This is a genomic window from Streptomyces sp. NPDC002790 (genome assembly GCF_040295505.1).
Taxonomy (GTDB): domain Bacteria; phylum Actinomycetota; class Actinomycetes; order Streptomycetales; family Streptomycetaceae; genus Streptomyces.
Window position 1 is genome coordinate 16,650 of record NZ_JBEOVM010000025.1, and the last position, 19,956, is coordinate 36,605.

General features: G+C 70.7%; 18 protein-coding genes. 12 read left to right on the forward strand and 6 right to left on the reverse strand.

The genetic code is table 11. The features are described from left to right. Positions 1-59 precede the first annotated feature (59 nt). Positions 60-1,763 (forward strand): class I adenylate-forming enzyme family protein, encoded by a 1,704-nt coding sequence (locus ABT004_RS14580; protein WP_351335869.1) that lies wholly within the window; start codon positions 60-62, stop codon positions 1,761-1,763. A gap of 46 nt (positions 1,764-1,809) precedes the next feature. On the opposite strand, the gene ABT004_RS14585 is transcribed toward ABT004_RS14580, so the two are convergent. Then, positions 1,810-3,087: a M6 family metalloprotease domain-containing protein gene (locus ABT004_RS14585; protein WP_351335872.1), complete on the reverse strand. Its 1,278-nt coding sequence runs from the start codon at positions 3,085-3,087 to the stop codon at positions 1,810-1,812. A 266-nt stretch (positions 3,088-3,353) separates the two neighbouring features. Between ABT004_RS14585 and ABT004_RS14590 the strand changes: the two genes are divergently transcribed. Together ABT004_RS14590 and ABT004_RS14595 are read left to right on the forward strand one after the other, a co-directional pair. Further along, complete coding sequence (locus ABT004_RS14590; protein ID WP_351335875.1) at positions 3,354-4,013, forward strand: TetR/AcrR family transcriptional regulator; 660 nt, start codon at positions 3,354-3,356, stop codon at positions 4,011-4,013. Between the two features lie 86 nt (positions 4,014-4,099). Then, a complete protein-coding gene (locus ABT004_RS14595; RefSeq protein WP_351335877.1) occupies positions 4,100-5,620 on the forward strand; it encodes an MFS transporter in 1,521 nt (506 codons plus the stop codon). 21 nt (positions 5,621-5,641) lie between these two features. Here the strand turns inward: ABT004_RS14595 and ABT004_RS14600 are convergent, their stop codons facing one another. Beyond that, the gene (locus ABT004_RS14600) at positions 5,642-6,166 is read right to left on the reverse strand and encodes a MarR family winged helix-turn-helix transcriptional regulator (RefSeq protein ID WP_351335880.1); all 525 of its coding nucleotides are present in this window, start codon (positions 6,164-6,166) and stop codon (positions 5,642-5,644) included. A gap of 102 nt (positions 6,167-6,268) precedes the next feature. On the opposite strand from ABT004_RS14600, the gene ABT004_RS14605 reads away from it, so the two are divergent. Continuing rightward, positions 6,269-7,057, forward strand: a complete 789-nt coding sequence (locus tag ABT004_RS14605) for a dioxygenase family protein (protein WP_351335999.1) — start codon at positions 6,269-6,271, stop codon at positions 7,055-7,057. Positions 7,058-7,104: 47 nt separating this feature from the next. Here ABT004_RS14605 and ABT004_RS14610 read toward each other — a convergent pair whose 3' ends face one another. After that, positions 7,105-7,638, reverse strand: a complete 534-nt coding sequence (locus ABT004_RS14610; RefSeq protein WP_351335883.1) for a GNAT family N-acetyltransferase — start codon at positions 7,636-7,638, stop codon at positions 7,105-7,107. Positions 7,639-7,809: 171 nt separating this feature from the next. Here ABT004_RS14610 and ABT004_RS14615 point away from each other — a divergent pair, with 171 nt between their 5' ends. Next, complete coding sequence (locus tag ABT004_RS14615; protein ID WP_351335886.1) at positions 7,810-8,817, forward strand: sigma-70 family RNA polymerase sigma factor; 1,008 nt, start codon at positions 7,810-7,812, stop codon at positions 8,815-8,817. A 167-nt stretch (positions 8,818-8,984) separates the two neighbouring features. Here the strand turns inward: ABT004_RS14615 and ABT004_RS14620 are convergent, their stop codons facing one another. After that, entirely contained in the window at positions 8,985-9,980 is a 996-nt protein-coding gene (locus ABT004_RS14620; protein WP_351336002.1) for a helix-turn-helix transcriptional regulator, read from the reverse strand. Between the two features lie 70 nt (positions 9,981-10,050). Here ABT004_RS14620 and ABT004_RS14625 point away from each other — a divergent pair, with 70 nt between their 5' ends. Beyond that, positions 10,051-11,562, forward strand: coding sequence for an MFS transporter (locus ABT004_RS14625; RefSeq protein WP_351335888.1), 1,512 nt, complete (start codon positions 10,051-10,053; stop codon positions 11,560-11,562). 49 nt (positions 11,563-11,611) lie between these two features. On the opposite strand, the gene ABT004_RS14630 is transcribed toward ABT004_RS14625, so the two are convergent. Continuing rightward, entirely contained in the window at positions 11,612-12,886 is a 1,275-nt protein-coding gene (locus tag ABT004_RS14630) for an ABC transporter substrate-binding protein (protein WP_351335890.1), read from the reverse strand. Positions 12,887-12,949: 63 nt separating this feature from the next. On the opposite strand from ABT004_RS14630, the gene ABT004_RS14635 reads away from it, so the two are divergent. The 6 genes from ABT004_RS14635 (at position 12,950) to ABT004_RS14660 (ending at position 19,036) form a co-directional block, all read left to right on the forward strand. Next, positions 12,950-13,600, forward strand: coding sequence for a TetR family transcriptional regulator (locus tag ABT004_RS14635; protein ID WP_351335893.1), 651 nt, complete (start codon positions 12,950-12,952; stop codon positions 13,598-13,600). A 196-nt stretch (positions 13,601-13,796) separates the two neighbouring features. After that, the gene (locus ABT004_RS14640; RefSeq protein ID WP_351335895.1) at positions 13,797-14,561 is read left to right on the forward strand and encodes a glucose 1-dehydrogenase; all 765 of its coding nucleotides are present in this window, start codon (positions 13,797-13,799) and stop codon (positions 14,559-14,561) included. Between the two features lie 199 nt (positions 14,562-14,760). Next, positions 14,761-15,522, forward strand: coding sequence for a DeoR/GlpR family DNA-binding transcription regulator (locus ABT004_RS14645; RefSeq protein WP_351335898.1), 762 nt, complete (start codon positions 14,761-14,763; stop codon positions 15,520-15,522). Between the two features lie 68 nt (positions 15,523-15,590). Beyond that, complete coding sequence (gene pfkB, locus ABT004_RS14650; protein WP_351336004.1) at positions 15,591-16,538, forward strand: 1-phosphofructokinase; 948 nt, start codon at positions 15,591-15,593, stop codon at positions 16,536-16,538. Between the two features lie 82 nt (positions 16,539-16,620). Continuing rightward, on the forward strand, positions 16,621-18,678 hold the full coding sequence (locus tag ABT004_RS14655) for a PTS fructose transporter subunit IIABC (RefSeq protein WP_351335901.1): 2,058 nt from the start codon (positions 16,621-16,623) through the stop codon (positions 18,676-18,678). Positions 18,679-18,787: 109 nt separating this feature from the next. Beyond that, the gene (locus tag ABT004_RS14660; RefSeq protein ID WP_351335904.1) at positions 18,788-19,036 is read left to right on the forward strand and encodes a hypothetical protein; all 249 of its coding nucleotides are present in this window, start codon (positions 18,788-18,790) and stop codon (positions 19,034-19,036) included. Here ABT004_RS14660 and ABT004_RS14665 read toward each other — a convergent pair whose 3' ends face one another. Continuing rightward, positions 19,037-19,816, reverse strand: coding sequence for a DUF6227 family protein (locus ABT004_RS14665; protein WP_351335906.1), 780 nt, complete (start codon positions 19,814-19,816; stop codon positions 19,037-19,039). Positions 19,817-19,956: the final 140 nt, after the last annotated feature.

Here is a 19,956-nt window from a genome sequence, read left to right on the forward strand (position 1 = left end):
GCCGTTGGCCGGTGCACGTACCTTGACGGGGGTCGGTCCGACGGACGTACCGTCCGACCATGGACGCTGATGCCGTGGATTCCGTGGAAGCGCTGCTGACCGCTCCGGGCGCCCCCTTCGCCGTCGTACGCGGCGAGGACGGGCGCCTTTCCTATGCCGACGGGCCCCGTACGCTGCGCGAGTTCTGCGAGACGACGTGGGCGTTCGGCGACACCCCCTTCGTCATCTCCGAGAACGGGCGCATGACCTACGGGGAGTTCTTCGCGGCGGCGTGCGCGCTGGCCCGCCGCTTCGCCGACGACGAGAGCGCGGGCGGCTACGGGCTGCGGCCGGGCGACCGCGCCGTCATCGCGATGCGCAACCACCCGGAGTGGCAGGTCGCCTTCTGGGCCGCGCAGTTGGCGGGCCTGGTGGCGGTGCCGCTGAACGCGTGGTGGACCGCCGACGAGTTCGCGTTCGCCCTCGACGACTGCGGGCCCGCGGTGCTGGTCGTCGACGGGGAGCGTTACGAGCGGGTCCTGCCGTGGCTGTCCGAGGCGCGGGAGCCCCGCCCCTGGACCCTGGTCTGCCACGAGGAGGGCCGGGAGGCGAGCGGTGACCGGGTCGAGCGGTACGCGGATCTGCCCACGCCCGACCCCCAACTCGGCCCGCCCGACGTGGACATCGACCCGTCCGCCGATGCCACGATCCTCTACACCTCCGGTACGACGGGCCGCCCCAAGGGCGCCGTCGCCACCCACCACGCCCACATGGGCGCCGTCACGGGACCCCGCTACGCCGCGGCCCGCACGGCGCTGGCCCGCGGCATCGTGCCCGGCCAGGGTCCGACCCCCATCGGCCTCCTGACCTTCCCCTTCTTCCACGTCGCGGCGTTCACCGGCTTCTACGCGGCGATGGGGGTGGGCGGCACGATCGTGGTGCTGCGCAAGTGGGACCCGGACGTCGCGCTCGCCATGATCCGTGAACACGGCATCACCAGCTTCGGCGGCGTTCCGGCCACGGCCCTCCAACTCCTGGAACGCGCAAAGGAGTTGGGTGACGAACTCCCCTCTCTTACGGGGTTCAGCACGGGCGGCGCCGCGGCCCCTCCCGGCATCGTCGCCCGCCTCACCGACCGGTACGGCGAGCGCATCGAGCCCCGCAACGGGTACGGGCTCACCGAGACGCTCGGCGGGGTGCTCTCCAACGCCGGTGAGGAGTACCGGAGTTGGCCGGGGAGCGTGGGCCGTCCGGCGCCCGCCGTGGAGGTACGGATCGCGGATCCGCTCGGCGAGCCGTTGCCCGACGGGGAGGTGGGCGAGCTCTGTCTGCGGGGCCAGCCGATGATCCGTGGTTACTGGAACGCTCCGGAGGCCACCGGGGCGGTGTTCACGGCGGACGGGTGGTTCCGGACGGGGGACCTGGCGGTGTGCTCCGAGGGGCGGGTCAGTGTGGTCGACCGGATCAAGGATCTGGTGATCCGGGGTGGCGAGAACGTCCACTGTGTCGAGGTGGAGGCGATCCTCCACGACCACCCCGACGTCCTGGAGGCGGCGGTCGTCGGCGTCCCGCACCCTGTCCTCGGCGAGGAGGTCGCGGCGGTCCTGCGCACCCGCCCCGGCTCCACGGTCACCCCGGACGACATCCGCACCTTCACGGCGAAGTCCCTGGCGGCCTTCAAGGTCCCGGCACACGTGCTCCTCCAGGAATCCGAACTCCCCCGCAACGCGACGGGAAAGGTCCTGAAGCGAGAGCTGCGCGCAACGTTCCCCGGCGGGTCGTAAAAGACCGGGGCTCCGCCAGCGGGGTCCGGGGCGGAGCCCCGTGGCGTCAACTGCGGGTGACGTAGACCTGGTAGGCGCCGGAACCACTGATCCCGCCAACCGTCACCCGCACACCCGCGGATTTGTCGCGGAAGACGTCACCCGACTGGTACGCCGCATCGGAGAGCTCCGCATGGACGTTGGGCTGCCGCGTGCACCCCCCACTGTCCGGCGTCGCATCCTCGACCTTGATGGGCCCCTGACCCGTGTCCACATCCGCGTCGACCTTGTAGACCAGCACCCCGGCCCGGCACACCGCCTCGTCGTTGCCCTCCTGCGTACGCACCTCGATCGCGTACCCCGTCTTCCGGGTCAGGGGCACGAACACCAGCTTCGACCCGCCGTCGTTCCGGGCCAGCGGCGACAGCCGGTACTCGGTCGTGCCGGGCTGCGCGGCGCAGCCGACCTGACTGTCGTCGAGCCACCCGAGCTTCCACTTGTGCCAGCCCAGCAGGTCGTTCCCGGCCCCCCAGTCCTCGCTCATGATGTCCCAGTGCCCGGCGGCCGCACCGCCGTCCTGCGTGTAGAGGTCAGGCAGCCCGAACACGTGCCCGTTCTCGTGCGGCAGCACCCGGTATCCGGTCTTCGCGTACGACCCGGAGCCGTCGTCCTGCCGCGAGTACACGAACGAGGCGTTGGAGAGCGGCACCCCGTCCGCGACCGGCGCCTCGTGGTTGCCCGCGAACGTCACGGACAGCACCGTGTCCAGCGCGGAGGGCCCCGCGTTCGGGGTGACCAGGATGTTCACCACGTCGTACCGGCGGAAGTCCACTTCGGGGTCGGCCGCCGCCGCGATGTCGTCGGCGAGCTTGCGGTAGCCGGGGTCGAAGGGGGCGCCGCGGTCTATCCCGTACGCGGTGAACGGCTTGGGCATCCGCAGCCAGTGGTCGACCGGGGCCTCGGGAACGTAGTCGAGCTTTCCGTAACTGCCGGTGCGGAACCAGTTCTGCGTCTGCGGGAAGAACTCGCCGAGCCGGTCCTTCGCGGAGCCCTGGCCCGGCGCGTCCGGGAAGTCGACCATGAGGTTGAGGGCCCGCACGGTGCCGGTGGAGCGGGCGTAGCCGGGGGCGGTGGGCAGGCCCTCCGACATCTGGACGCCGAACGAGCCGCGGATCATGCAGGGGGCCAGGGAGGTCGTACGCGAGACGGCGACGGGACCGGCCGCGGTCGTCGAGTCGTCGAGGAGCCTGCCGGTGCTCGCGGTCATCGTCACGGTGAGCGCCACGGCCGTGCTCGCGGCGAGCAGCACACCCCGCCGGCCCCTGCCTATCCGACGCACTCGCATCCGCACCGCCTCACGCTCGGATCCCTTTCGATCACCCTGTGTCGAGGCGTGGCGGGCCGCTCGCTGGGTGCGCCGATCGTGGGTTTCCGAGGTCAGGGGCGTGTGAGGCAGGTCACATGGGGGCTGGGAAATAACCGGGGATGGTCTCCCCGTTTAGACCCGTGTCCGCACGAACCGGGGACCAGCTCCCCGCTTCACCCGGAGCCCGTGCACACAGACCCGTTGCACACAGTCCCGTTGCACACAGACCCGTGAAGGAGACCGCCGTGACCACCGCGACCGAGAAGCCGCAGCGCCGCGTCCCGCGCCCGCGGGCCGACGCTGTGCGCAACCGGGAGCGGATCGTCGCCGCCGCGCGCGAGCTGCTCGTGGAGCACGGCCCGGTCCTGCCGCTCGACGAGGTCGCGCGCCGGGCCGGCGTCGGCAACGCCACGCTGTACCGGAACTTCAAGGACCGCGGTGAGCTCATGCACCACGTGGTCCTCACGGTCACCGACACCATCACGGGGCACGCGGAACGGGGCCTCGCCGCCGAGGACGCCGGCGAGGCGACCGCTTTCGGCGCGCTGCGGACGTTCGTGCACGCCGCGGCCGAGGAGCGGATCGGCGCGCTGTGCCCGATGCTCAATGCCACCTTCGACCAGGACCATCCGGAGCTGATCGCCTCCCGCGACCGGCTCACCGGGGCCGTCGAGCAGCTCACCGAACGGGCCCGTACGGCCGGTGAGTTGCGCCCCGACGTCGGCGTCGGGGACCTGATGATCGCCCTCTCCCAGCTCACCCGTCCGCTGCCCGGCACCGGCTGTCTGGACTTCGACCGGTACGTCCACCGTCATCTGCAGCTGTTCCTCGACGGTCTGATGGCACCCGCCCGCTCGGAACTCCCGGGCGCGCCCGCGACCTTGGAGGACCTCCGCCAGGACTGACGTCCGGCCCCCTCCACCTCTTCGTAGAACACCCAGCTTCGTACCAACCCGATTTCTCACGCTTATTCACGACTTGGAGTCCCGCTGTGGGTACCCCCTTGCCGAATACGGCACCTGATTCACGGCGCTGGAAGGCACTCGCCTTCATCGCGCTCGCCCAGCTGATGGTGGTCCTCGACGCCACCATCGTGAACATCGCCCTGCCCGCCGCACAGCAGGACCTCGGCATATCCGACGGCAACAAGCAGTGGGTCATCACGGCCTACGCGCTCGCCTTCGGTGGCCTGCTGCTCTTCGGCGGACGCATCGCGGACCTCTGGGGCCGAAAGCGCACCTTCGTCACCGGCCTGATCGGCTTCGCCCTCGCCTCGGCGCTCGGCGGCGCGGCCGGGGGCGAGGCCATGATGTTCGGCGCCCGTGCGCTGCAGGGCCTGTTCGGCGCGCTGCTGGCGCCCGCCGCCCTGTCGCTGCTTGCCGTCATGTTCACCGACGCCAAGGAGCGCGCCAAGGCGTTCGGCATCTACGGTGCGATCGCCGGTGGCGGTGGCGCCGTCGGCCTGATCCTCGGCGGCTTCCTCACCGAGTACCTGAACTGGCGCTGGACGTTCTTCGTGAACATCCCGTTCGCGATCATCGCCGCCGCCGGCGCGTACTTCGTCATCCGTGAGCCGGCCGGTGGCCGCAACCGCTCGCCGCTCGACGTTCCCGGCGTGCTGCTTTCCACGCTCGGCCTGGTCTCGCTCGTCTACGGCTTCACGCGCGCCGAGACCAACGGCTGGTCGGACGCCACCACCCTCGGCATGTTCGTCGCCGCGGCCGTCCTGCTGGTCTCCTTCGTCGTCGTCGAGGCCAGGGTCAAGCACCCGCTGCTGCCGCTGCGCGTCGTCGCCGACCGCAACCGCGGCGGTGTCTACGCCTCGCTCGGCCTCGCCGTGATCGGCATGTTCGGCCTGTTCCTCTTCCTGACCTACTACCTGCAGATCGTGAAGGGGTACTCGCCGGTCAAGACCGGCTTCGCGTTCCTGCCGATGATCGCGGGCATGATCACGGGCTCCACGCAGATCGGCGCCCGCCTGATGACCCGCGTACGTCCCCGGCTGCTGATGGGCCCCGGCTTCCTGCTCGCGGCGCTCGGCATGCTGCTCCTGACGCAGCTCTCGGTGGACACCTCGTACGCCGGCCTGATCCTGCCCGCCGAACTGCTGCTCGGCCTTGGCATGGGTACGGCGTTCATGCCTGCCATGTCGCTCGCGACGCTCGGCGTCGAGGCGCGGGACGCGGGCGTCGCCTCCGCGATGGTCAACACCTCGCAGCAGGTCGGCGGCGCCATCGGCACGGCCCTCCTGAACACGATCGCGGCCTCGGCCACGACCGCGTACCTGACGGACCACGCGGCCGGCGCCACGAACCAGCGGCTGCTCCAGGCGCAGGCCATGGTCAGCGGCTACAGCCACGCCATCTGGTGGGCCGTCGGCATCCTGGCCGTCGCGTCCCTGATCGCCTTCACGCTCGTCAACACCGCCGCCCCGGGCACGGGACCGGCCGCGGCCTCCGGCGACACGGAGGGCGCGGAGGACGAGCTGCTGGTGCCGGTGGTCGCGCACTGACCACCGCGTACGGGACGGATCTCACCTGAGCCAGGGGAGGTCCGCCCCGGCCTCCTTCGGCTGAAGTCCCTCGGCGACGATCATCATGATCTCGCCGAGGGACTTCTGCTGTTCGGGGGTGAGCCGCGAGAAGAGCGCCTGGCGGACGGTCTCGACATGCCCGGGCGCGGTCCTCTTCAGGACCTCCAGGCCTTCGTCCGTGAGGATCGCGAACTGCCCGCGCTTGTCGGAGGGGCAGTCCTCGCGCCGCACCCACCCGCTCTTCTCCAGGCGCGCGATCGCGTGCGAGAGCCGGGAGCGGGTGATCTTCGTTTCCCGCGCCAGCTCGGTCATCCGCAGCCGGCGCCGGGGCGACTCGCTCAGCTTGACCAGGAGCCCGAAGTAGACGTGCGGCATCTTCGCGTCGCGCTGGAGTTGCCGGTCGAGGTGGTCCTCCAGGAGCGTGGTGGCATGGAGGTACGCGCGCCAGGTGCGCTGCTCGTCCTCGCTGAGCCAGGTGGCCTCCGCTGCCTCCGCGTCGCTTTCGCTGTGATCGATGTGCTCCATACATCCCATCGTAGGCCCCCTTCTTGAAGATTAAACAAAGAAGGGTTACTTTTGTCGGTGGCAAGAGCTTGAAACTTCAAGGAGGTCGTCGTCGTGAACCGGATGCCCGCGCTCTACCTCTCCCACGGTGCCCCGCCGCTCGCCGACGACGCCCTGTGGACCGGCCAGCTCGCCGCCTGGTCGGCCGAGCTGCCGCGCCCCAAGGCGATCCTGATGATCTCCGCGCACTGGGAGAACGCGCCGCTGGCCCTCGCCGCCACCGAGACCATGCCGCTCGTCTACGACTTCTGGGGCTTCCCCGAGCACTACTACCAGGTGACGTACGCCGCGCCGGGCGCGCCCGAACTCGCCGAATCCGTACGCAAGTTGCTGCGCGGCCCCGGTATCCCGGTCCAGGACGTGCCGGACCGCGGGCTCGACCACGGCGCGTACGTCCCGCTCGTCGAGATGTACCCGGACGCCGACATCCCCGTCCTCCAGGTCTCCATGCCGACACTCGACCCGGCCCGCCTCATGGACATCGGCCGCCGCCTCGCGCCGCTGCGCGACGAGGGCGTGCTGATCGTCGGCTCCGGCTTCTTCACGCACAACCTCGCCGCGCTGCGACAGGGCGGGATCCCGGCGTGGTCCTCGGAGTTCGACGACTGGGGGCACCGGGCGCTTGAGGCGGGGGACGTGGACGGCCTCCTGGACTTCACCCACAAGTCCCCGGCGGGCGCGCTCGCGCATCCGCGCACCGAGCACTTCGCGCCGCTGTTCGTGACGATGGGCGCGGCGGATGCCTTCGGCGAACTGGCGGGTCAGCGGAGCGTGATCGACGGGTTCTGGATGGGGTTGGCGAAGCGGTCGGTTCAGTTCGGCTCTTCAAGCCCCGCCGGCGTCTCCCTTTAAGCCCCTGCGGCGATTGAGCAGCGGGGTCTGGGGCAGAGCCTCAGGGCCTACGAGGGCGACGGCCGCAACACCTTCTCGTACCAGGCCACGTCCCAGTAACGCCCGAACTTCCGGCCCACCTCCCGGTAGGTCCCCACGTAGGAAAAGCCGAAGCGGAGGTGCAGCCTCGTGGACGCCTCATTGGGCTGCGCGATCCCCGCGTACGCCCGGTGTACATCCTGCTCCGCGAGGGACTCGAAGAGCGCCTTGTAGAGGAGCGTGCCGATGCCATGTCCCCCCGCGTCGGGCGCCAGGTAGACCGTCACCTCGACCGACGTGTCGTACGCGGCCTTGGGGCGGAACGCGCTGGCTGTGGCGTACCCGAGGATCCGGTTCGAGGTCGTTTCGTTCGCAACCAGGAGCGGGTGTCGTTCGTCTTCAAGGTGGGAGAGCAGCCAAGGACGTCGCTCTTCAGGGGTGAAGGTGGCCGTGTCGAACGTGATCGGCGTCTCACGCACGTAGTGGTTGTAGAGGTCCGTGAGGGCTGTGAGGTCGCCCTCGACCCCTGGCCTGACCTGCACCTCTATGGACTCTGCCACCATCTTGTGCCTCCAGTTCGCGCGGTGTGGCGCGCAGGGTACTGCATGATCAGAAAAAAGATGGGCGGCTTGGGAATTCTGTCCGGATTCCAGTCGTTGATTCCATCGGATGCAGGGCACCCGTAAGGCCCCGGGAGGGGCGTACAGCCGACCTACCACCGCAAGGGAGCACGCATGGCAACCCGTGCCGTAGCCCGTCGTAAGTCCGCCGCGTCCGGCGAGACTGACGCGGCACGCAGTGTTCGCGCCGTAGGCGGGGAGATCGCCGACCGCGACCTGGTCGGCATGTACCTCGACGAGATAGCGCGCACACCGCTGCTCGACGCCGCCAAGGAAGTCGAGCTGTCCCAGACCATCGAGGCGGGCGTCTACGCCCAGCAGATCCTCGACGGTACGGTCTCCGACAGCAAGGTCGCCGTCGAGGCGTCCCGCGAGGAGCTGGAGGCTCTGGTCGCGGCGTCGGAGAACGCGAAGGACGTCTTCATCAAGTCGAACCTGCGGCTCGTCGTGGCGGTCGCCCGCCGCTACCCGCGGTCCGGCCTGCCCCTGCTCGACCTGATCCAGGAGGGGAACGCGGGGCTGGTGCGCGCGGTCGAGAAGTTCGACTACCGCAAGGGCTTCAAGTTCTCCACGTACGCGACGTGGTGGATCCGCCAGGCCATCACGCGCTCGATCGCCGACCAGTCCCGCACGATCCGCCTCCCCGTCCACCTGGTCGAGGAGCTGGGCCGGATCCGCCGCGTGCAGCGTGAGTTCAACCGCGAGCACGGCCGGGAGCCGGAGCCCACGGAGATCGCCGCGGAGCTCGGTGCGAAGCCGGAGCGCGTCGTCGACGTACTGGACTGGGCCCGCGACCCCGTCTCGCTGAACATGTCGGTGGACGACCAGGGCGAGACGCAATTCGGTGACCTGCTCGAGGACACGTCTGCCGTGTCGCCCGAGCAGTCTGTGCTCACGCTGCTGCGCAGCGAGGAGCTGGACGACCTCATCGGCCGGCTCGACCAGCGCACCGCGTCGATCATCAAGATGCGGTACGGGATCGATGACGGGCGGGAGCGGACGCTCACGGAGGTCGGTAAGGAGCACGGGCTCACGCGTGAGCGGATTCGGCAGATCGAGAAGCATGCGCTTCTTGAGCTGAAGAAGTTGGCGCGGGACACGGGGTTCGACGCGGCGGCCTGACATTCCAGCCCCGCCGGCGTTTGAGGCGCGGGGTCTGGGGCGGAGCCCCGGGCCGCAACCACGGCGCCGTTCGTGACGCCTCGGGGCTCTGCCCCGAACCCCGCTGCTCAATCGCCGCAGGGGCTTAAAGGATCTGCTCAATCGCCGCAGGGGCTTGAAAGGCCTGCTCAATCGCCGCAGGGGCTTGGTTGGGTTGATTGGGTCAGTCGGGTGCCCAACTCGCGTATCGCCGTGGTCAGTTCCTCCGGGCCGCGGACCGTGAACGCGTAGCCCGTCATCGCCAGGCGGACCGCTGTCCACTGGACCGGGTCCGTCGACGTCGCTCGTAGGCGGCAGCGGTTGTCCGAGAGTGCCTCCGGCGTGCCCAGCGTCGGGGGCATTTGTGTGGCCACCTGGTCGGCCGGGGCCGCGAACTCCACGTCGAGTTCGTACGCGTCGGCCACGGCCCACGAGGACGTCGATCGGCGCACGTACTCCGCCGCATCCCCCTCTGGCACCTCCCGCGGAGCGAACCTCGCACCGGTGGCGAACGGGTCCGCGATCCGGTCGACGCGGAAGGTGCGCCAGTCGTCGCGGTCGATGTCGTAGGCGACCAGGTACCAGCGGCGGCCCGTCGACACCAACCGGTGCGGCTCCACCAGGCGGCGCGACTCCGAGGTGTCGCGCGCCCGGTAACCGAAGCGCAGACGTTCGCTGCCCGCGGCCGCCGAGGCGATCACGGTGAGCGTCTCGGGTGCGATCGTCGCGCCGTCGCCCGAGGTCAGCGGAATGGTGGCCGCCTGGAGCGTGGCCACGCGGTGGCGCAGGCGCGAGGGCAGCACCTGTTCGAGTTTGGCCAGCGCCCGCACCGAGGCCTCCTCGACGCCCTCCACCGCGTGCCCGGCGCCGGCCCGCAGGCCCACCGCGATCGCCACCGCCTCCTCGTCGTCGAGCACGAGCGGCGGCAGCGCCTTGCCCGCGACGAGCCGGTACCCGCCGTCCGCGCCGAGCGTGGCCTGCACCGGATAGCCGAGGTCGCGCAGCCGGTCGATGTCGCGGCGCACGGTGCGCCGGGAGACCCGGAGCCGGGCGGAGAGCTCGCTGCCCGGCCACTCGCGCGGGGTCTGGAGGAGGGACAGGAGGGAAAGGAGCCGGGCCGGGGTGTCCGTCGGGGACGGCGTCATGTTCTCCATGGTTCTATGATGCCGCCGATCTAGGACATGTTCCGGCCTAGATGACTTCTAGCGTTTCCGTATGACCTCAACCGCAGACCTCACAGCCGACCGCAGGCGCTGGTTCGCCCTCGCCATCGTGATGACGGCGGCCTTCATGGACCTCGTCGACGTGACGATCGTCAACGTCGCCCTGCCGACCATCCAGCACGACGAGGGCGCCTCGACCGGGCAGATCCAGTGGATCACCGCCGGTTACGCGCTCGCCTTCGCCGCCCTGCTGATCACAGGCGGCCGGCTCGGCGACATCTTCGGCCGCAAGCGGCTCTTCCTGCTCGGCGTCGGCGGATTCACCCTCGCCTCCGCGCTCTGCGGCTTCGCCGCGAACCCCGAGATGCTGGTCGCCTCGCGGATCCTCCAGGGCGGCATGGCGGCGATGATGGTGCCGCAGGTGCTCTCGATCGTGCACGCGACGTTCCCCGCGCACGAACGCGGAAAGGTCTTCGGCCTGTTCGGCGCGATCGTCGGCCTGGGCGCCGTGTCCGGGCCGCTGCTGGGCGCGCTGCTGACCGAGTGGAACATCGCGGGCCTGGAGTGGCGCCCCATCTTCCTCATCAACCTGCCCGTCGGTGTCGCGGCCCTCGTCCTCGGTTCGCGCGTCATCAGCGAGTCCAGGGCTCCGAAGGCGCTGAAGCTGGACATCGTCGGCGTCGTCCTCGTCACACTCGCCATGCTGGCCCTCGTCTACCCACTCACCCAGGGCCGCGAGAACGGCTGGCCGCTGTGGGGTTACGTGATGATGGCGGCGTCCGTCGGACTCGTCGGCGTACTCGTCGCGTACGAGCGGGCGAAGGCGCGGCGCGACGGGTCGCCGCTGATCGAGCTGTCGCTGTTCAAGGTGAAGAGCTTCGCGGCGGGCATCGCCGTGCAGACCGTCTTCGGCCTGGTCATGGGCGTCTTCTTCCTGACCTGGACGCTCTACATGCAACTCGGCCTCGGCTGGAGCGCGTTGCGGGCGGGCGTCACCGGGGTGCCGTTCTCGATCGCCGTCTCGGTCGCCGCGAGCATCTCCGTGCAGAAGCTGGTGCCGCGCTTCGGGCGCAAGGTGCTTCAGGCGGGTGCGCTCACGATGGCGGCCGGTGTCCTGATCTACGTCGTCGAGGCCGGGCACTACGGACTCGGCATCGCCTCCTGGCAGATGGCGCTGCCGCTGGTCGTGATGGGGCTCGGCATGGGCCTGATCGTCGCGCCGCTGACCGACGCGGTGCTCTCCGAGGTGCCGCGTGAGCACGCGGGTTCGGCGTCCGGGCTCATCAACACGGTGATGCAGATGGGCAACGCGCTCGGTCTCAGCCTGGTCTCCGTCGTCTTCTTCAACGTGGTGGAGGACGGGTTGGCGCGGGGTGTCGGCGACGCGGCGTTCGTGGAGGGGTTCCGGAGTGCGCTGGTGTGGGTGGCGGCGGTCCTGGTGGGGATCTTTGCGCTGATGTTCGCGTTTCCGAAGGCCTCGGGAGGGGCGGGTGGGGTTGTTTCGGGGGGCGTTGAGGACGTGGTGGTGGAGCGGGAGCCGGAAGGGGAGCGGGAGTTGGTGTGACGGTTGCGGGGCTCTGCCCCGGACCCCGCGCCTCAAGCGCCGGCGGGGCTTAAATGGGGCTCACGTTGTCCAGAGATTCCAGGACCTGGGCGGGGCTGCCGCCGGGGGTCACCGATTCGCCGATCCGCTGCCGCACCGCCGAGCGGACCTTGGGCCAGGAGCGCAGGCCCACCGGGTGGAACTCGGCGTCCGGCAGCTGGTCGACGAACTTCCACAGCTTCCGCTGCGAACGGTCGGCCCGCAGGGCGTCGGAGGCCGTCACGGTCACCGGCAGTGTGGCCTGCGCGCCGCCGTACGTCTTCGCGGAGCCGGTGCCGTACAGGAACGTCAGGAACTTCCCGGCCTGCTCGGCATGGCCGCCGCTCTTGAACGCCATCATCCAGTCGTTGAGCCCCACCGGGGGCGCCGCCTCGTTCCCCTGCTTGAGCGGGAACGCGGCGTGCGCGTACGGCAGTCGGGCCTTGTCGGCGGCGCCGAGCAGCACCGGGTGGGCGATGAGCATGCCGGCCTTGCCGCCGAGGAACTGGGTGTACGCCTGCGTCCTGGTGAGCTTCGCCGGGGCGGCGCCCGCGAGGCCGGGCTCGACCAGTTTGTCGCGCAGCCAGGTCAGGGTCGCCTTGTTCTCGGCGGAGCCGAAGTCGTAGCCGTCGATCGCCGAGTACCCGCCGCCGCCCGAGAGCAGCCACGAGAGGAGTTCGTCCTCCGCGGCCTCGGGGCCGAGCTGCAGGGCGTACGGGGTGGGGATGCCGATGGTCTTCAACGCCTGTGCGGCGGCGTGGAGTTCGGCCCAGGAGCGGGGCGGGCCCGTGAGCCCGGCCCGCTCGAAGAGGCTTGTGTTGTAGAAGAGGCGCGGGGTGCTGGCGATGATCGGGATGCCGTACTGGACGGAGTCGACCCGGCCCGCGTCGGCGAAGGAGCGGATGAAGTTCGCCTGCGTGGGCACGTCGAAGAGCCGCTCCGCCGGGTACAGCAGGCGGTCCTCGGCGTACGGGGCGAAGAGGTGGCCCTGCGCGATGTCGGGGGCGCGGCCGTCCTTGACGCGGCGGGCGAGGACGGCGTCGATCTTCAGGAACGGGACGCGCTCCACCTCGACGTGGATGTCCGGGTGCTTCTTCTCGAAGGCCCGTACGACGTCGTCCCACTGGTCGCCGATGGAGGCGCCGACGCTTTTGTCGTAGCTCGGTACGAGGAGGCCGAGCGTGACCTTGTCGCCGTCGGCGCCGTCGCTTCCGTCGCCCGAACCGCAGGCGGTCAGGGCGAGGGCGCCCGCCCCTGCTCCGGCCAGGCCCGCGCCCGTCGTCCTCAGAAAGTGCCGCCGCCGCACTGCTCTCCCCCGCTCACGTGGTGATCGGTGGCATATTGTGCCACAGAGACATACCATGTCCGCATGGCAGGAACTGCGATGACGACGCCGCCGTCGACTCCGACGTTGACGCTGACGGAACGACGCAAGGCGGCCACCCGCCTGGACATCGCCCGCGCCGCGGCCGAACTGTTCACGCGGGACGGGCTGCGGGCCACGCGCGCCGAGGACATCGCGCGGGCGGCGGGCGTCGCGCCGCGCACGTTCTACCGGTACTTCGCGACCAAGGAGGAGTCGGTCGCGCCACTCCTCGAGGCCGGGGCCCGCCAGTGGGCGGAGGCGGTCCGCGAGGCGCCCGCGGACCTGCCGATCCCCGCCGCGCTGCGGCACGCCGTGGTGCACGCACTCACCGGCGACGACCCGGCCAACGCGGCGTCCCTCGGCTGGGTCCGCGCCCTCCTCCGTCTCACCGGGGAGAGCCCGGCGCTGCGAGCCGTCTGGAGCGACACGTGCCGGGTCTCGGAGGCGACCCTCCTCACGGTCCTCGCGAACCGCACGAACGATCCGGCCCCTCCAGACCTCCACCTGCGCCTGCTCGCCGGACTGGCGACCACGGCGGTCCGCGTCGCAGTCGAAACCTGGTCCCTCTCGGACGCCCCACCAACGGGCCCAACGGGCCCGGCAGCACTGGCCCTGAAGTGCCTGACCGCCACCTCAATCCCTGCCGGCGGGTGAGCAATTCAAGCCCCTTCGGCAAGTGGGCAATTTAGGCCCCCGCGGCGGGTGGGCAATTCAAGCCCCTGCGGCGTTTGAGCAGCGGGGTCCGGGGCGGTGCCCCGATCTTTAAAGCCCCGCCGGCGCTTGAGGCGCGGGGTCCGGGGCAGCGCCCCGAGTCGTCAACCACGGGGGACCACAACCTAAGGGAGCCGCAATGAACAACCTCACCGGCAAGACCATCCTGATCACCGGAGGTGCCCGCGGAATCGGCGCCGAAATCGCCCACCTCGCCACCACCGCCGGCGCCGCCACCGTCATCGCCGACGTCCTCGACGAAGAAGGCAACGCCCTCGCCACCGAACTCGGCCCAAAGGCCCGCTACACCCACCTCGACGTGACGTCGGAGGACGACTGGCAGGCCGCCCTCGCCTACACCACCACCGAGTTCGGCGGCATCGACGGCCTGGTCAACAACGCCGGTATCTCCACCGGCATGCCCTTCGAGACGGAGAGCGTGGAGCGCTTCCGCCAGGTCCTCGACGTCAACCTCGTCGGCGTCTTCGCGGGCATGAAGACCGTCGTCCCGGCGATGAAGGAGGCCGGCGGTGGCTCGATCGTCAACATCTCCTCCGCGGCCGGCCTGATGGGCCTCGCGCTCACCTCCTCGTACGGCGCCTCGAAGTGGGGCGTGCGCGGCCTCAGCAAGATCGCGGCGGTCGAGCAGGGCACCGCGCGGATCCGCGTGAACTCCGTGCACCCCGGCATGACGTACACCCCGATGACCGCGCAGGTCGGCATCCAGCAGGGCGAGGGGAACTACCCGAACACCCCGATGGGCCGCGTCGGCGAGGCCGACGAGATCGCGAAGGCGGTGGTCTTCCTGCTGTCGGACGACTCCTCGTACGTGACGGGCGCGGAGCTGGCCGTGGACGGCGGCTGGACCACGGGTCCGACGGTGAAGTACGTGATGGGTCAGTAATCAGCACACGAGTACAAGGGCCCGGTCTCCTGGGGAGGCCGGGCCCTTCGCACTGCCCGACCCGATCCGCCCTCCAACCGTATGCCTGTTTGTGTCTGCGCAACGCCCGAACCTGTTTACTTTCCGGAAATCCAGCCGTAGCCTCACGGAAGAGCAACACATTCGGGCACGTTCGCAGAAGAGGCACAGGTAAACGGACATGTACGCACCCGAGCGCCAGCAGGAGATCCTCCGCCTCGCCCGCGACGGCGGCCGGGTCGACGTGCTGTCGCTGGCCGAGGAGTTCCAGGTCACCGCCGAGACCGTCCGGCGCGACCTGAAGGCCCTCGACCGCGCCGGCCTCGTCCGCCGCGTGCACGGCGGCGCCATCCCGGCAGGCCGCCTCGACTTCGAGCCCGACCTCGCCGAGCGCGAGGGCACCGCTGCCGACGAGAAGGACCGCATCGCCCACGCCGCGCTCGCCGAGCTGCCGGCCGAGGGCAGCGTGATCCTCGACGCCGGGTCGACGGTCTCCCGGCTCGCGACCGCGCTGCCGCTGGAGGCCGAACTGGTCGTGGTCACCCACTCGTTGCCCACCGCCGCCCGGCTCGCGGACCACCCCGGCATCCAGCTCCACCTCGTCGGCGGCCGTATCCGCCACCGCACCCGCGCCGCCGTCGACGCCTGGTCCCTGCGCGCGTACGGGGAGATCCGCGCGGACGTCCTCTTCCTCGCGGCCAACGGTTTCTCGGCGGAAGCCGGACTCACCACGCCCGACCTGGCCGAGGCGTCCGTGAAGCGGGCCACCGTCGCCGCGGCCCGCCGCGTCGTGCTGCTCGCCGACTCCGGCAAGTGGGGCCAGGAGCACTTCGCCCGGTTCGGCGACCTCGCCGACGTGGACCTGCTGATCACGGACACCGGACTCGCCCCCGAGGACGCGGCGGCGATCGAGGCGGGCGGCACGGAGGTGGTCCGCGTATGACCCGCACGTCCCGCACGACCGGCACCGGCCACTCGCACCACCCCGAGCACGAAAGCAACGGCACGCGCATGATCGTCACCGTCACCCCCAACCCCTCCCTCGACCGCACCTACGAGGTCCCCGGCCTCGACCGCGGCGAGGTCGTCCGCGCGAGCGGCGAGCGCATGGACCCGGGCGGCAAGGGTGTCAACGTGTCGCGGGCCGTGGCCGCCGCCGGGGCGCCCACGCTGGCCGTCCTCCCGCTGGGCGGCGCCCCCGGCGCCCTGGTCGCCGAACTCCTCGACGGACAGGGCATCAAGGTCGCCCCGGTCCCGGTCGAGGGCCACACCCGCTCGAACGTCGCGCTCGCGGAGCCGGACGGCACCCTCACGAAGATCAATGCCCCCGGCCCCGAACTGTCCGCCTCGGAAGCCGAGTTGCTGATGTCCGTCGTGGGGGAGCGATCGGTCGGCGCCGACTGGATCGCCTGCTGCGGGAGCCTGCCGCGCGGCCTGGAGCCCTCCTGGTACGCCGAGTTGGTGGCCCGCGCGCACGCCGCGGGCGCCCGGATCGCGCTCGACACGTCCGGGCCCGCCCTGTTGGCCGCCCTCCGCGAACGCCCCGACGTCGTCAAGCCCAACGCCGAGGAGCTCGCCGAAGCGGTCGGCCGCCCGCTCGCCACGGTCGGCGACGCGGTCAAGGCGGCGGAGGAACTACGGGAGTCGGGCGCGGTCGCCGTGCTCGCCTCCCTCGGCGCGGACGGCCAGATCCTGGTCGACGCGAGCGGCGCCTGGTTCGCCTCGGCCCCCGTCGACGCGGTGCGCAGCAACGTCGGGGCGGGCGACTCCTCGCTCGCCGGCTTCCTGATCGCGGGCGGCGAGGGCCCGAAGGCGCTGGCCTCTGCGGTCGCCCATGGCGCGGCGGCGGTCCAGCTGCCGGGCAGCGCCATGCCGACGCCGGGGGACCTCCGCCCGGACGCGGTGCACCTGACGGCCGAGCCCCCGGTGGACCGCGCGCTGAAGGAGCCCGCACGATGACGCCGCCCGTCGCCCATTCAGAAGTCACCCCACCTATACGTAAGCCCATATATAGGCCCATACATAGGCAAAGGAGCCCGCGATGACGGAGATGATCACCGCGGACCTGGTCGACCTCGACCTGTCCGCCCCGACCAAGGACGAGGCCGCCCGTTCCCTCGCGGAGCGCATGGTGGAGCTCGGCAGGGTCACCGACCTCGACGGCTTCCTCGCCGACGTCGCGGCCCGCGAGGCCCAGATGCCGACCGGCCTCGACGGCGGCATCGGCATCCCGCACTGCCGCAGCGCGCACGTCACCGAGCCGACGCTCGCCTTCGGCCGCAGCGCGGAGGGCATCGACTTCGGCGCCCCGGACGGCCCCGCCGACCTGATCTTCCTGATCGCGGCCCCGGCGGGCGCGGACGACGCTCACCTCACGATCCTGTCCTCCCTGGCCCGCCAACTGATGGACGAGGACTTCAAGTCGGCCCTGCGCGCGGCCACCGACGCCGGGGCGGCGGCATCCCTGATACGCGGCGACGAGCCGGCCCCGGAACCCGTAGAGCCGGAAGCGGCGGATACGGCAGGTGCGGCGGATCCGGCAGAGATGGCGGAAGCCGAAGCCCCCACCGAGCAGCCGGTCACATTCAAGATCGTCGCGGTCACCTCCTGCCCCACCGGCATCGCCCACACCTACATGGCGGCCGAGTCCCTGGAGAACACCGGCCGCGACACCGACGGCGTCGAACTCGTCGTCGAGACGCAGGGATCCTCCGGCTTCACCCGCCTCGACCCGGCCGTCATCGCGGCCGCCGACGGCGTGATCTTCGCCCACGACGTCCCCGTCCGCGAAAAGGAACGCTTCGCCGGAAAGCCCACGGTCGACGTCGGCGTCAAGGCCGGCATCAACCGCCCCGCCGAACTCATCACCGAGGTACGGGAGAAGGCGTCCCGCGGCGAGATCACGGGCCACGCCGATCCGTCATCCACACCTGTGGACAACTCTGGCGATTCCACGGACGGTTACGGCACAAAGCTCCGCAAGTGGCTGATGTCGGGCGTCAGTTACATGGTGCCGTTCGTGGCGGCGGGGGGTCTGCTGATCGCGCTCGGCTTCGCGATCGGCGGCTACGAGGTCGCCGACGTCAAGGTCCAGACGCTGCTCAACAGCTTCGACTGGGGCTCGACGACGAGCTGGGCCGCGCTCCTCTTCTACACCGGCCAGGCGGCCTTCGCCTTCCTGGTCCCGGTCCTCGCCGGCTACATCGCGTACGGCATGGCGGACCGGCCGGGACTCGTGCCCGGCTTCGTCGCCGGTTCGATCGCGGTGACCACCAACGCGGGCTTCCTGGGCGGCCTGATCGGCGGCCTCATCGCGGGCGCCGTGGTCATGGCGATCCAGAAGGTGAACATCCCGGCCGTGCTGCGCGGCATCATGCCGGTGGTCGTGATCCCGCTGCTCTCCTCGATCGTCGTCGGCTTCCTGATGTTCGTGGTGATCGGCAAGCCGATCGCCTCGCTGCAGAGCGCGCTGACGGACTGGCTGAACTCCCTGTCCGGAGCCAACGCGATCGTCCTCGGCGTCATCCTCGGCCTGATGATGTGTTTCGACCTCGGCGGTCCATTGAACAAATGTGCCTATGCCTTCGCGGTCGGCGGTCTCGCCAACCCCACGGACGGTTCGCTCAAGGTGATGGCCGCGGTGATGGCAGCGGGCATGGTGCCGCCGCTGGCGATGGCCCTCGCCACCAGCGTGCGCGGCAAGCTCTTCACCAGGACCGAGCGGGAGAACGGTAAGGCGGCCTGGGTCCTCGGGGCCTCGTTCATCACCGAGGGTGCCATCCCCTTCGCCGCGGCCGATCCGCTGCGCGTGATTCCCGCCTCGATGGCGGGCGGCGCGGTCACCGGCGCCCTGTCGATGACCTTCGACGCCACACTCCGCGCTCCGCACGGCGGCGTCTTCGTGGTCCCGCTGATCGGCAACGCCTGGCTGTACCTGGTGGCGATCGCGGCCGGTACGTGCGTCACCGCGGCGTTGACCGTCGTCCTCAAGTCGCTGCGCAAGCAGCCGGCCGCCGCCGGTCGGTCGGAGACCGTGCACGCCCCGTCGCGGACCGTGGCCGCCGCGGAGCCCTCAGCGGCGCAGCCCGCGAAGGTGTGAGGCTTGGTGCGATTGACGTTGTTGGCATGGTTGGCGAGGCGTTAGGAGCCTTGCGAGATACGTCACGGTCCGGGACCAAAGGCCCGGACTGTGGTGTTCACTGGAGCGCATGCCTGAGCACGTGTCGATCCTTCAGCAGCTGGGCCTGGCTCTGGTCGCTCTCGCGGCCGTGGCCTGGGTGGTCGGACTGGCCCGCCTGGTGCGCACTGTCGTCTTCGCCCCGCCGGAGCAGCGGACACAGCTGCCGCTGGGCGTGCTGCCGGCGCAGTCCCGGTCGCCCGCGCTCGAGTCGGTGCCGCTGACGGCCGACGAGCAGGACGCGTTCGCGGGTCTTGTACGGGAGTTCAGTCGCCGGTAGTCAGCGCCGGGCCCGTGGGTGGGAGGCCGCGCGGCGCTCCATCGTCGCTCTCGCCGCCTCTTGCGTCGCGTACACCTCGCACATGTGCCGACCGTCCGGCGTCGCCGTGTGCTCGACCTCCCAGAGGCTGACCTCGCGGCCGTCGCGCAGCAGAAACGCGTGCTCGTACAGCGTGAAGCCGTGGCTGACGCGGCAGCCGAAGGCCTGGGTGATCTGGTGCGCGCACGCCTCCCGCAGCAGTCTCGCGGTGCCGGGGCCGGGCCGCGTCGACCCGTCCGGGTTCTCCGCGCGGCGCAGCAGGCGGCGCGCGTGGTCGGCGGAGCTGTGCGGGTCGCCGGCGCCGAAGGTGCGGCGCATCGGCGGGACCGAGGGGAGATTGACCAGGGCCATGGGGACGTGGAGGTCGAACTCCGGCTCGGCCTCCTGGGACAGCGGTAGCCGTCCCGTCGCCAGGTGCAGCTCGTCCTCGGACACGTAGACCTCGTGCTGTGCTGCGCCGTCCCGCCCCGTGTTGTGCACGAGCTCCCAGAGGGTGAGCGAACCACCGTCGACCAGCAGCCAGTTGTGCCGGTATGTCTCGCGGTGGCGGCCCGCGCTGTGGTGGGCCGAGTGCAGGTAGCCCGCGTACGCGAGCGCGCCGTCGAGCCGCTCCAGCGTCTCGTCGGGCAGGTCGAAGGAGTTGAGCGCGCGACCGAGGAGCCGCCCGAGCTGCGCTTCGGGTGCCGCGTCCGACTCGGTCCCTAATCCGACACAGGGCTCGGAGTCATGCGGAAAGCTCAAGGCACCTCCCAGTATTGCTTCGTGTCACCTCGTGGGTGCATACCGTAGTCCTTCGCTCGGACATCGTGTCCGTGAAATGACAAACGGGGAGCGGGATTTGAGCGACGTGCCTGGTACCTGGTGCCTGGACAACGCTTGGG